The organism is Natrinema sp. CRL1, assembly GCF_059162405.1.
In genome coordinates, this window is the sequence record NZ_JBLVOY010000007.1 from 104,252 (window position 1) to 116,615 (window position 12,364).

Annotated in this window: 12 protein-coding genes and 1 tRNA gene; 9 read left to right on the plus strand and 4 right to left on the minus strand. The window is 65.6% G+C overall.

What is annotated here, in order from left to right; all coding sequences use genetic code 11:
- Position 1: 1 nt before the first annotated feature.
- Both ACJYUO_RS19635 and ACJYUO_RS19640 read left to right on the plus strand, forming a co-directional pair.
- A complete protein-coding gene (locus ACJYUO_RS19635; protein ID WP_494347030.1) occupies positions 2–940 on the plus strand; it encodes a D-2-hydroxyacid dehydrogenase in 939 nt (312 codons plus the stop codon).
- 70 nt (positions 941–1,010) lie between these two features.
- Entirely contained in the window at positions 1,011–2,000 is a 990-nt protein-coding gene (locus tag ACJYUO_RS19640; protein WP_494347031.1) for a TIGR03617 family F420-dependent LLM class oxidoreductase, read from the plus strand.
- Here ACJYUO_RS19640 and ACJYUO_RS19645 read toward each other — a convergent pair.
- Together ACJYUO_RS19645 and ACJYUO_RS19650 are read right to left on the minus strand one after the other, a co-directional pair.
- Positions 1,973–2,968 carry an MBL fold metallo-hydrolase gene (locus ACJYUO_RS19645; RefSeq protein ID WP_494347032.1) on the minus strand — a complete coding sequence of 332 codons (996 nt, stop codon included), beginning with the start codon at positions 2,966–2,968 and terminating at the stop codon, positions 1,973–1,975. The genes ACJYUO_RS19640 and ACJYUO_RS19645 overlap by 28 nt on opposite strands.
- 6 nt (positions 2,969–2,974) lie before the next feature.
- On the minus strand, positions 2,975–4,171 hold the full coding sequence (locus ACJYUO_RS19650) for an acyl-CoA dehydrogenase family protein (protein ID WP_494347033.1): 1,197 nt from the start codon (positions 4,169–4,171) through the stop codon (positions 2,975–2,977).
- Positions 4,172–4,366: 195 nt separating this feature from the next.
- Between ACJYUO_RS19650 and ACJYUO_RS19655 the strand changes: the two genes are divergently transcribed.
- Positions 4,367–5,140, plus strand: coding sequence for an IclR family transcriptional regulator (locus ACJYUO_RS19655; RefSeq protein WP_494347034.1), 774 nt, complete (start codon positions 4,367–4,369; stop codon positions 5,138–5,140).
- Between the two features lie 607 nt (positions 5,141–5,747).
- Here ACJYUO_RS19655 and ACJYUO_RS19660 read toward each other — a convergent pair.
- The gene (locus ACJYUO_RS19660) at positions 5,748–7,130 is read right to left on the minus strand and encodes an MATE family efflux transporter (protein WP_494347035.1); all 1,383 of its coding nucleotides are present in this window, start codon (positions 7,128–7,130) and stop codon (positions 5,748–5,750) included.
- A gap of 228 nt (positions 7,131–7,358) precedes the next feature.
- Here ACJYUO_RS19660 and ACJYUO_RS19665 point away from each other — a divergent pair, with 228 nt between their 5' ends.
- Positions 7,359–8,117, plus strand: coding sequence for an SDR family NAD(P)-dependent oxidoreductase (locus ACJYUO_RS19665; protein ID WP_494347036.1), 759 nt, complete (start codon positions 7,359–7,361; stop codon positions 8,115–8,117).
- Positions 8,118–8,143: 26 nt separating this feature from the next.
- Here the strand turns inward: ACJYUO_RS19665 and ACJYUO_RS19670 are convergent, their stop codons facing one another.
- Positions 8,144–9,115: a succinylglutamate desuccinylase/aspartoacylase family protein gene (locus tag ACJYUO_RS19670; protein WP_494347037.1), complete on the minus strand. Its 972-nt coding sequence runs from the start codon at positions 9,113–9,115 to the stop codon at positions 8,144–8,146.
- Positions 9,116–9,261: 146 nt separating this feature from the next.
- Here ACJYUO_RS19670 and ACJYUO_RS19675 point away from each other — a divergent pair, with 146 nt between their 5' ends.
- The 5 genes from ACJYUO_RS19675 to ACJYUO_RS19695 all read left to right on the plus strand — a co-directional run bounded on the left by ACJYUO_RS19675 (position 9,262) and on the right by ACJYUO_RS19695 (position 12,246).
- The gene (locus ACJYUO_RS19675; protein ID WP_494347038.1) at positions 9,262–9,780 is read left to right on the plus strand and encodes a peptidylprolyl isomerase; all 519 of its coding nucleotides are present in this window, start codon (positions 9,262–9,264) and stop codon (positions 9,778–9,780) included.
- A gap of 306 nt (positions 9,781–10,086) precedes the next feature.
- On the plus strand, positions 10,087–10,608 hold the full coding sequence (locus tag ACJYUO_RS19680; protein WP_494347039.1) for a peptidylprolyl isomerase: 522 nt from the start codon (positions 10,087–10,089) through the stop codon (positions 10,606–10,608).
- A 72-nt stretch (positions 10,609–10,680) separates the two neighbouring features.
- The gene (locus ACJYUO_RS19685; protein ID WP_494347040.1) at positions 10,681–11,631 is read left to right on the plus strand and encodes an oxidoreductase; all 951 of its coding nucleotides are present in this window, start codon (positions 10,681–10,683) and stop codon (positions 11,629–11,631) included.
- A gap of 75 nt (positions 11,632–11,706) precedes the next feature.
- Positions 11,707–12,048 (plus strand): ferredoxin, encoded by a 342-nt coding sequence (locus ACJYUO_RS19690; protein ID WP_494347041.1) that lies wholly within the window; start codon positions 11,707–11,709, stop codon positions 12,046–12,048.
- Positions 12,049–12,162: 114 nt separating this feature from the next.
- Positions 12,163–12,246, plus strand: a tRNA-Leu gene (locus ACJYUO_RS19695).
- The last annotated feature ends 118 nt before the right edge of the window (positions 12,247–12,364 follow it).

Here is a 12,364-nt window from a genome sequence, read left to right on the forward strand (position 1 = left end):
CGTGCGAGTCGTCGTCTCCCCGCACGTCCTCGCGGGCGGCGGGCCCCTCGTCACCGAGGAGATCCGCGAGCGACGCTCCGAGATCGACCTCGAGCATATCGCGGACGAGGCCGACCTCCCGGCGGCGATCGAAGACGCCGCGGTCCTCGTCACCCACCGGCTCCCCGAGGAGGTCCTCGAGGCGGCCACCGACCTCGAGTGGGTGCAGGCGCTCAGCGCCGGGATCGACCGCTTCGATCACGACGCGCTGGCCGACCGCGGCGTGGCGCTGACGAACGTCTCGGGGATCCACGCGAAGCCGATCGGCCAGCAAGTCTTGGGCTATCTGTTGCACTTCGAGCGCGGCTTCGATCGCGCGATCGCCCAGCAGGACGACCGCGAGTGGAAACGCTATACGGGCGGCGAACTCGGCGACCGAACCGTCGGGATCGTCGGCGTCGGCGCGATCGGATCGAAAGTGGCCGACTACTGCCGACGCTTCGACGCCCGCGTGATCGGGACGAAGCGGGACCCGACTGATCCGCCCGAGAGCGTCGACGAGATCTACGGCGCGGACGGGCTCGAGTCCGTCCTGGCCGAGAGCGACTACCTCGTGATCGCCTGTCCGCTGACCGACGAGACGCGGGGGCTGATCGACGCAGAGGCACTCGCGACGCTGTCCGACGAGGCCGTGCTGGTCAATATCGCCCGCGGTGGGGTCGTCGACCAGTCCGCACTCGTCGACGCGCTCGAGGCCGACGAACTCGGCGGCGCGGCACTGGACGTCTTCGAGGAAGAGCCGCTCCCAGAGGCCTCGCCGCTGTGGGACCGCGACGACGTGCTCGTGACGCCGCATATGGCCGGGAGTACACCCCACTATTGGGAGCGCTGTGCCGACGTCTTCCTGCGAAACTACGACCGGGCCCGCGAGGGCAGGCCACTCGAGAACCGCGTCGTCTGATCGCGTTTGTCCGTCCGCTCGCGGCCGCACCCGTCCATACATTGAAGGTTCGACCCGTCGACTATCGGGTATGTCAGACCTTCGCATTGACGCGATGGTGCCGAAGCTATCGGACGGTGCTGGCGAGGCTGCCGCCCGCGCCGAGGACCTGGGGTTCGACGGCGTCTGGACGCCCGAGATGGACAACGACGCGTTCCTGCCCCACCCGTTGATCGCGGACCGAACGGACGAAATCAGACAGGGAACGCGCATCGCGCTCGCCTTTACGCGCAGTCCGATGGCACTGGCTTACACCGCCTGGGACCTCGCGCAGTGCTCCGACGGCCGGTTCACGCTCGGAATCGGCACGCAGGTCAAGGGCCACAACGAGCGCCGGTTCAGCGTGGACTGGGACTCGCCGGGGCCGCGGCTGCGCGAAGTTGTCGAATCGCTCCGGCACATCTTCGACGTGTTTCAGGGCGAGGCGGAACTCGACTATCAGGGTAAGCACTACTCGTTTTCGCTGATGACGGACAACTTCAATCCGGGACCGATCGACCACCCCGAGATTCCGATCTACATCGCCGGCGTCAACGAGTACAACATCCGGCTCGCGGGCGAACTCTGCGACGGGCTGGCGATGCATCCGTTCAACACCCCCGAGTACACGGACGAGGTCATCGCGCCGACCGTCGCCGAGGGAGCCGACCGCGACGACCGCTCGCTCGAGGACGTGGCTCTCTCCGCGAGCCCGTTCGTCGTAACCGGAGAAACTACAGCGGAGCGCGAGCGCTCTCGCGCGGAGGTCCGCCAGCGCATCGCCTTCTACGGGAGTACGCGCACCTACCACGACGTGCTCGCCCACCACGGCTGGCGGTCGGTCGGCGAGGAGTTACACGACCTCTCGAGAGAGCAGCGCTGGGAAGACATGGCGGACCTGATCACCGACGAGATGGTGGCGACGTTCGCGATCGAAGCGCCACCCGAAGAACTGCTCGCCCAGGCAGAGGACATCTACGGCGGGATCGCGGACCGCGTCGTCCTCCCGGTAGCTCACGGCGAGGCCTTCTTGAAGGAGTAGTAGCGGACGCCGTCGCGGTCCTCGTACTCGATTCTCCCCCGCGTCTCGAGCGTGCCGAGCGCGCCAAGCGTGTCCAGTAACTGGGCCGGATAGCGGACATCGCCGGCGCGGTTACGGGTGAGCTCCATCGGCGTCGCGGGGCCGACGGCGCTGACCGACTCGAGGGTCTCGGCCGTAAGCGTCTCGAGGGCCGACCGGGTGGTCGCGATGACCCCGTCGTAGTCGGTAAAGATCGGTCCGTGGCCGGGGAACACGCGGTCGAACTGGCGTCCCTCGAGCCGGTCCATGGCAGTGTGGAACGCCTCGACGGCGTCGTAGGCCCCGTCGTCGATGCCGACGTGGATCGCGCCCGGACGGAACGGCTCGATGAGCGCGTCGCCGCTGAACAGCACGCGCGTGCCGTGTACCGCAGTCGCCAGACTGGCGTGGTGTACCTGATGGCCGGGCGTGTGGATGGCCTCAAACTCGCGGCCGGCGACGTCGAACGGCTCGCCGAACTCGAAGGGGACGGCCGCCGCCGGCGCGAGCAAGCGACGGTTGCGCCGCAGGGACGACTGTGCTCGCTCGATCTCGCGCTCGATCGCCTCACCGCGATACCCCGCGGATCGACCGATCTCGCGGACGCCGTCGGCGAGGTCGTCCTCGTCGCGCTCGAGTCGCTCGAGGACCGGCGCTGGGGCGTACACCGTCGCTCCGGCCTCGCGCAACAGCGGGACCTGCCCGATGTGATCGCTGTGGGGATGCGTGACGACGACCGCCTCGATGTCCTCGAGGTCGTACCCTCGAGCGGCGACGCCGTCGCGGAGCGTCGCTTCGGCGCGGTCGGCCGGATCGCCGGCGTCGATCAGGATCGGTGCGGGCTCCGCGAGGAGGTACGCCGCGGCGTGTTTCGGCGGCCACTCGATGTCGAAGTCGATGCGCGAGACCTGTGAGACGGCGTCGACGCCCTGCCGCGTGGGGTCTTCCATCGTGGTTCAGATGAGTTCGCGGGCGATCGTCCGCTTTTGAATCTCGTCGGTCCCCTCGAAGATGCGGAAGACTCGAGCCGAGCGGTAGTTGCGCTCGATGGGGAGATCCTTCATGAAGCCGGCACCGCCGTGGACCTGCATCGCGATGTCGGCGGCGTCGTTGGCCAGTTTCGCGCCGCGGAGCTTCGCCATCGACTCCTCTTTCCGAGCGCGCTCCCCGTTGTCCATCTTCCAGGCGGCGTAGCGGTAGAGCTGCCGGACCTGTTCGATGTCCGTCGCGAGCTCGGCCAACTGGAACGAGATCCCCTGCCGGTGGCCGATCGGTTTTCCGAACGTCTCCCGATCGCGGGCGTACTCCACGGAGAGGTCCAGCAGGAACTCGGCCGTCCCGACTGCGCCGGCGGCGATGTTGATGCGGCCGCCGCCGATCCAGTCCATCGCGGACTGGAACCCCTTGTCGACCTCGCCCAGCACCTGGTCCTCGCCGACGCGGCAGTCGTCGAGGTAGATCTCTGCGTGGGTGCCGGGCGTCATCCCCATCGCGCGGTGGATCGTCCCGATCTCGAAACCGGGGGTGCCCTCGTCGACGAGGAAGCAGGTGATGCCACCGAGATCACCGTCCTCGCCGCTCGTTCGGGCGAAGACCATCGCGAAGTCGGCGTAGGGCGCGTTCGTAATGTACACCTTCTGCCCGTTGATGACCCACTCGTCGCCCTCTCTCTCGGCGCGGGTGTCCATGTGGTGGGCGTCGCTGCCGTGGCCCGGTTCCGTCAGCGCGAAACAGGTCGTGATCTCGCCGTCCATCAGCGGCTCCACATACTTCTCTCGCTGGCGCTCGTCGCAGTTCAGCAGGATCGGCGTCGGTCCGCCCGCACCGCCGAAGATGGCGCTGTGAAAGCCCGGCGGTCGGTTGGACATGTGTTCGCCGACGATCGCTCGAGTGAGAATGTCGACGTCGCCGCCGCCGACCTCCTCGGGCATGGTCATCCCGTAGAAGCCCGCCTCGACCGACTTTTGCCGGATCCGTTCGACGATGTTGCGGTACTCGGGGACCTGCCGGTGCTCGTCGTCGACGATCTCCTTCTCGTAGTCGGCACCGAGGAACTCGTCGTACTCGCTCTCGAGTGGGGCGACTTCCTGCTCGATGAAATCGTCGAGCGCTTTCTTGATCTGGACTGCCTCGGACGGTTCGCTGAAGTCCATAATCAGCCTTACATAACGCCCCACTTAAGCATTACCACGGGAATAGTTTTCAACTATCATGGAAATGCCCGAACGGTCCGTGCCGGCAGTATTAGCGACGGGGACGGGCGCGTGTACGTCAAGCTCGATTTTTTCGCACGTGACCGGTGTTCAGCAGAGCGGAACAGTTTTACTCCCCATCGTTGAGCGTGTACTATGGCAACATCAGGCACGAACGAGGGGAATCGCGTCGCGGCAGTGGTCAAGACCTTGGACATCCTCGAGGCGCTGTGGCAGGCTGAGGGGGCCGGCGTCACGGCGCTTACCGAGCGAACGGGGCTTGCAAAGAGTACGGTACACGCCCATCTGACGACGCTCCGATCGAAGGGGTACGTCGTCCAAGAGGGCGACGAATACCGGCTGAGCCTCCGATTCCTCTCCTTCGGGGAGCACGTGAAACACGCCGAGCCGCTGTACGCGGCCTCCGACGGACCGATCGAGGAACTCTCCGAGCGAGTCGGCGAGCGAGTGCTCTGTTCGACACACCAGAACGGGCTCGGCACGATCATCAACGTCAGCGAGGGAACGCGCGCGTTCACGAGCGACATCGACATCGGGACCCACACCTACCTCCACAGTTCGGCCGGCGGAAAGGTGATCCTCGCTCACTTCACCGAGGAACGCATCGACGAGATCATCGCGGAGTGGGGCCTCCCCGCGTTCACCGACGAGACGATTACCGATCGAGAGACGCTGCTCGAGGAACTCGCCGTGGTTCGCGAGGAGGGCGTGGCGTACAACCACGGCGAGTATCTACCGGGAATCAGCGCGATCGCCGCGCCGATACTCGACAACGACGGGACCGCCTATGGGGCAGTCACCGTCACCGGACCACAGCATCGACTCGAGAACGAGTGGGAGGAAAACGACCTTCGGACCCAGCTGTTGTCGACCGCAAACACGATCGAAGTGAACGTAATGTTCTCGTAGCCGTTCAGTCAGATCGAACGCCACTGCGATGTCTCGGAGTGACTCAGTTGCCGACCGTATCCTAATTCGATCGGCAGACCACCCTCGCCGAAGATTACAATAATATGTTTGTAATTTAGTAGCGATCAGGTACCCTTCAGCGCTCATACGATAGCGGTGTTCGAGGCCGGACCGCTCGAGTCTCGACTCGAGCGATATCGAAAATAGTACCAGTTTTAATGGTATGTCAATATACTGGTTATCTGAACAAGATGACGACCACTTTTTGTCTTTCACTGTCCCGTCGTGATCTCGACAGCGGTAACAACTGACGAGAAGCAGGATAAATAATCAGCCATCTATTCGCGTCTTTCCGCGTACTACGCTACTTTTCGAGGGGTAGTCAGTCTCGAATTGATCGATCACGCAGTTACTGGCGACCCACACGTTAGACGTGGTCGGTCGGCTCACGAGATAATCGCCGTCTAGAATAGATTCCGAGATCGATCGAAGTACCAATAATATAATTTATGTATTCCTGGAACCATCAGCTTCCAGTAGTACATCGGACTCCAGTTCCGATCGCCGACTCGCCGCTGGCCGCAGTCGGTTGGGCAACCGGTGGCGACTAGTCGGCTTCGTCCGCCCGTTCGGCCATCATCGTCGCGGCCGTCGTCGCCCAGTCACCCCAGACGAATCCGATGGCGACAACGAGCGCCCACCATGCGTAGCTGAGCACGATTCCGACGTAGACACCGGGAAGTCCGTACTCGAAGGTGATACCAGCGAGATACGAAAAGCCGAGCAGGAAGCCGGCAGTCCCGGTAAGTCGGGCGTAGAAGGGTGTGCGGGTATCGCCAGCGCCGCGGAGGCTCCCCGCCAACGGGAAGAAGAGACCGAAGAAGAACATCGAGACGCCGAAGACGCGAGCGAAGGTCGCGGCGTACTCGAGGGTGGCTGGGTCGGACGTAAAGAGGCGGGCGATCGGGGTCGCGCCGACGAGCAGGACGATGCCGGCGAGACCGAGCGTGAGGACGCTCAGTGCCGTGATCGCCAGTCCCGCGAACCGCGCGTCGTCGGGACGGCTCTCGCCGAGGGTCTGTCCGACGATGATGCTCGCGGCGACGCTGTAGGATCGGTACAGCGGGCCGCTGAACTGCTGATAGATCCGCCGTCCGATGTGGTAGGCCGCCGTCACTTCGGTTCCGAAGGTAAGCAAGAGCGCGTTGAAGGGGAAGTTCGCGACCGAGGTGCTCATTCCTTCAGCGAAGTTCGGTAGGCTCACCGCGACGAGTTGGCGCGTGATCGTGAGACTCCGTGGCCGGGCAAACGAGAGGTCCGTGCGATCGATCGCGATCGCGGCCGTGATCGCGACGGCCTCGACCGTGCGACCGATCGCCGTCGCCAGTCCGACGCCGACGATCCCGAGCGCCGGGAGGGGCCCGAGACCGAGCCCGAGCCCGGCCGTCGCGCCGATGTTGATCACGTTCGCGGTGCCGTTGACCACCATCGGCGTCCGCGTATCGCCGGTGCCCTGCAGCGAGCGCGCACCGACGAGGCCGACGATACGCATCGGCGCGGCGGCGAAAACCAGCGCGAGGTAGCGTCCGCCGGTCTCGGCCACGTCGGGGTCGGCACCCAGCAGGGCGATCAACGGCCGAGACAGAAAGAATCCGACGAGCACGAGCGGCAACCCCGCCAGAAAGCCGATGAGAAGCGCCTGCGTAATCGCCCGGTCTCGAGTCGCCGCCGCACCCCGGCCGGTGTCCTGACTCGAGAGGGTGATCGCGCCGGTGCCGAGACCGAGTCCGATCCGCAGCGGGAGCTGGGCGTAGAGGTCCGCGAGGCCGACCGCGGCGACGGCGGTCGGCGAGAACAGGCCGGTGACGATGATGTCGACCGTTCGCATCAGCGTGTTGAGCGTCTGCTGGACCGCGATCGGCCACGAGAGCGAGAACGTCCGCCGCCAAACGCGCCGGCCGCGCCGAACGCGATCCCCGGACTCGGCCATACACCCGATAGCACGGAGATCCGCCGCATCAACGTATTGGTCTCGGGGGATCGGTCACGACCGTGCGCGATACGTGCGCTCGCAACCGGGTCGAACGCTGTGAAGCGAATCGACCGTCGATAGATAGATTACTACTGTTCAGAGAATGTAGTTCTCCGGCGAACGATGACAAGAAAAGAACAAGAAATCATGAACGAATTTATGTGCCGGCCGGCCGATACGGTTCCTATGCGACTCGAAGACAAGACGGTAGTCATCACGGGTGCGGCGTCGGGAATCGGGCAGGCGACGGCCGAGCGCTGCGCCGAGGAGGGCGCACGGGTCATCGTTACGGACATCGACACCGACGGCGGCGAGGCGGTCGCCCAGGCCATCGAAGCGGACGGCGGCGACGCGGCGTTCTACGAACTCGACGTCACCGACAGCGACCAGTTCCACGCGGTCGTCGACGAGGTCGCCGAGACTCACGGCCTCGACGTGATGATCAACAACGCCGGCACCGGCCACCCGGGCGGCAGCCTCGAGACGCTCGATGACGACATCCGGGATTTCGTCATCGACATCAACATCAAGGGCGTCTGGAACGGCTGTCACGCGGCGCTTCCCCATCTGAAAGAGCAGGGCCACGGCGCGATCGTCAACGTCGGCTCGCTGGCGAGTATCCTCGGGCTCCCCAAGCAGTCCGCCTACTCGATGAGCAAGGGCGCGGTCCTGAACATGACGAAGGCCGTCGCCGCCGAGGCCGGCCCCCACGGCGTCCGCGCGAACACGGTCTGTCCCGGCTTCACCGAGACCTCGCTGCTCGATCAGTACCTCGAGGGCCAAGAGAATCCCGAGGCGGCCCGCAAGCAGATGATCGAACAGTACCCGCTCAAGCGACTTGCCGAACCCGAGGAGATCGCGGACGCGATCCTGTTTCTGGCGAGCGAGGAGTCCTCGTTCGTCAACGGCCACGGACTGGTCGTCGACGGCGGCTTCTCGGCCTGACCTGCGCGGGCGCGATCGCCGTCTTCTCACTCCTCGCGGACCAGCGCCACGCTCGCGAGTTGGTCGCCCGCGGTCACGGTCGCCTCGCGGGTGAGCGCGTAGAGCACGCCGTCCCGGTCCGCGCGGGCCTCGTGGAGCGGCTCGTAGGTCGTCGGGTGATAAACCGTCCCGATCGGCGTCCCCTCCGTGATCGACGCTCCGACCTCGAGTCCCGGCTCGGGCCGGAAGAGCCCGGAGTCGGCGGCGGTGACCTGGCCGAGGTGGTTCCGGGCAACGGTGGGATCGCGGTCGGGAACGTCGCCCGGAAGCAACTCGAGGGACCGACAGACGTCGAGCAGTCCCTCGACCCCCTCCGCGACGACCCCCTCGAGGATCTGCTTGTTGTGGGCGAGTTCGGGCGTGATCGACGGGATTCCCTCCTCGGCGGCGGCGACCCGGAGCTTCCCCGCGAAGCCGCGGCGGTGCCACTCGTCGGGGGCCTCGTCGTCGGCCTGTTCGGACAACAGGAGGTCGGTTCCGAAGGCGTTGGCGAGGCTGCGCGAGCGCTCGTCGCCCTCGCGGTAGACGACGTGGGGGAGCATGTTCGGGCTGCCCGTGTGGAGGTCGACGAGGGCGTCAGTGGCCGTGACGTACTCCCAGAGGCGCGCGGCCATGCGCTGGTGGAGGCTGCCGTCACCCTTGCCGGGCCAGGTCCGGTTCATGTTCGGGTTGACGCTGTCGAGTTGCTCCGGGGTGGTGTAGGAGACGCGATCGAAGGTGAGCGGGTTCGCGACGGGGACGGCGATCACGGTTCCCGACAGCGACTCGAGGGGCAGGCGCTCGTGAAATCGCCGCAGTACCTCCGTCCCGTTTATCTCGCGGCCGTGCTGGGCCGCCTGCACGTACAGCGTTTGGCCCGGCTCGTCGCCGTGATAGGTGTGGACCGTCGTCGTCAGTTCCACGCCCGAGGGCAACCGGGCGAGCGTGATCCGCTCGGCCGTGTGCGTGCCTGCACTCATGTCCGGCCGTTCGACGGCCGACGGTATGTACCTGCGGCCGGCCGTCGACGTTCGATACCGCAGGACCGGGGCGAGTCGGCGAGCGGCCGTCAGGATCGCAACTCGAGACCACTAGCGTTTTCACTCGTCCCGCCGTTCCGATGGGTATGGGAGACGTTACTGCGACGCTGCACACCAACAAGGGCGATATCGATGTCGAACTCTACGACGAGCGCGCGCCGCGGACCGTCGACAACTTCGTCGGGCTCGCGACCGGCGGCAAGACCTGGGAAGACCCCGAGACGGGCGAAGAGGTCGAGGGCGAGCCGCTGTACGACGACGTGGCCTTCCACCGCGTCATCGAGGACTTCATGATTCAGGGCGGCGACCCGACCGAGACCGGTCGCGGCGGCCCCGGCTATCAATTCGACGACGAGTTCCACGACGAACTCCGCCACGACGACGAGGGCATCCTGAGCATGGCCAACTCCGGCCCCGACACGAACGGCTCGCAGTTCTTCATCACCCTCGACGCCCAGCCCCACCTCGACGACCGCCACTCTGTCTTCGGCAAGGTCACCGACGGCATGGACGTCGTCCGCAACATCGGCACCGTCGACACGAACGCGAACGACCAACCGAAAGAAGAGGTCATCCTCGAGTCGGTCTCCGTCGACTACGAGTAATCGCCGGCGAGCGAGGATTTTTCGATCGGTTCGCGGTAGTTGGCGCGCTCAACCAGCGGGCTCGAGCGCAACCGGCCACCGATCGCGGTCCGAATCCGATACCGTTAGGTCGACCCCGCGCCCACGAGCGGTATCACTCGCTATCGACGACCGCTGCTGGCCGGTGTCGCCTCGAGTCTCGGGCTCTCGCTCGCGGGCTGTGCGAGCGACGGCGGGGACGATGCTGACGGAGAGACGGCTCCCGATGCCGATGAGACGAACGAAGAAACGGGTTCCGACACGGACGAGTCCGCGACGACGACCGCTGTGGACGGCACCCGCACGGCGACGCTGTACACGAACGAGGGCGATATCGAGGTCGAACTCTACGGCGACCGCGTGCCCCGAACCGTCGAGAATTTCGTCGGCCTCGCGACGGGCGAACGCGCGTGGACCGACCCCGAGACCGGCGAGGAATTCGAGGGCGAACCGCTGTACGACGACGTGGCCTTCCACCGCGTCATCGAGGACTTCATGATCCAGACCGGTGATCCGACCGGCACCGGTCGCGGCGGTCCCGGCTACCGGTACGAGGACGAATTTCACGAGGACCTGCGCCACGACGACGCGGGGATTCTGAGCATGGCCAACTCCGGCCCTGACACCAACGGCTCACAGTTCTTCATCACGCTCGCCCCCCAACCACACCTCGACGGTCGCCACGCCGTCTTTGGGAAAGTCGTCGATGGAATGGCGACCGTCCGCGACATCGGCGGCGTCGAGACCGACGGCAACGATCGACCGACGGACGATGTCGTCCTCGAGTCGGTCTCGGTCAGCGAGCAGTAACTGGCTCGCTGACTGTTAGTCTCCCCGTCACCGGCACGTACGTTAAGGGTACTCGTCGTCCCTAGGGAACGTATGGGCTGGACAGCAGACGAGATTCCCGATCAAAGCGGACGGACGATCGTCGTGACGGGCGCGAACAGCGGCATCGGTCTCGAGGCGACACGCGAACTCGCGCGCAACGGCGCGACGGTGATCATGGCCACGCGGAGCACCGAGCGCGGCGAAACCGCGGCCGACGAGATTCGCGAGGAGATTCCCGCCGCCGACCTCCGCGTCGAGGAGTGTGACCTCGCCGATCTCGAGTCGGTTCGTGCCTTCGCGGACCGACTCGCGGACGAAACGGTCGACGTGCTGATCAACAACGCGGGGGTCATGGCGATCCCGCGGTCGGAGACCGAAGACGGCTTCGAGACCCAGTTCGGCGTCAACCACCTCGGCCACTTCGCGCTGACCGGACTACTGCTCGAGAACCTGGCGACCGACGAGGGCGAGCCGGCGCGGGTCGTCACCGTCTCGAGCGGCGTCCACGAGCGCGGCGAGATCGATTTCGACGATCTTCAGGGCGAGGACGCCTACGACAAGTGGGACGCCTACGCCCAGTCGAAACTGGCGAACGTCCTCTTCGCGTACGAACTCGAGCGGCGGTTCCTCACCGCCGAGATGAACGCGGAGAGCATGGCGGTGCATCCGGGTTACGCGAACACGCAGCTACAGGTCCGCGGGCCCGAGGAGAGCGGCAGCCGGCTCCGGAAGGCGGCGATGCAAGTCATGAACGCGGTAGCCGCCCAATCGGCCGAAATGGGCGCGCTCCCGACGCTGTACGCCGCAACTTCGTCCGAGGCCGAGGGCGGCGCGTACTACGGCCCCGGTGGACTCATGAACATGCGCGGCACGCCCGAGCGACAGGCCTCGTCGGATCGCTCCTACGACGAGGAGACCGCCCGCCGGCTGTGGGCGGTCTCGGAGGAACTGACCGGCGTCACGTACGACCTACCGGAGCCGAAAGCCGAGGTCGCGGCATAAACCGTCGAGCTTCCGCGCTCGTCTTGCCCTGCGCCAACCGTAACGCGAAAGACGATACAGTCGAACACCCACGTAATGAGCGACGACGACGGCATTCAACGCGCGAGCGACATCGGGTCGGCCGACGAGCCGCCGGTCGAGGAGAAACCGTACAAGATAATCTTCGAGGCCAACAAGTGCTTCGGCGCGGGCAAGTGCGCCGAGGTCAGCACCAACTGGGAGATGTCCATCGCCTCGGGCATGGCCCAACCCGAGGAGTACTTCTTCGGCGAAGAGGATCTCGAGCACAACGTCCGCGCCGCGGAGGTCTGCCCCGCGAAAAAAGACGAGGGCTGTATCCACGTCGTCGACCGCCGGACCGACGAGGAGATCGCACCGAACCCCCACGGCGACGGCACACTGAGCGTCGACTGGTAGGGCCCGTCTCGAGGCACAGTGCCGCCCGCTCGGCCCGCTCGCTCCCGTCGGTCACTCGCGGGACACACCGAAACGCACATCCCCACCCCGTGACAACGATCGAGTGCCTTCTGTGCGAGGGTAGCCAAGCAGGCCAACGGCGGTGGGCTTAAGACCCGCTCCCGTAGGGGTCCGAGGGTTCAAATCCCTTCCCTCGCATACAGACGGCTCCGCCGTCTATTGATTTTCAGGCGTCCGAGCAATGTGTACGTCAACCAACTATCGCCCAACATCGTTCGATGTAACTGCCAAAAACGCAAGACGGCGGCGACTTTGA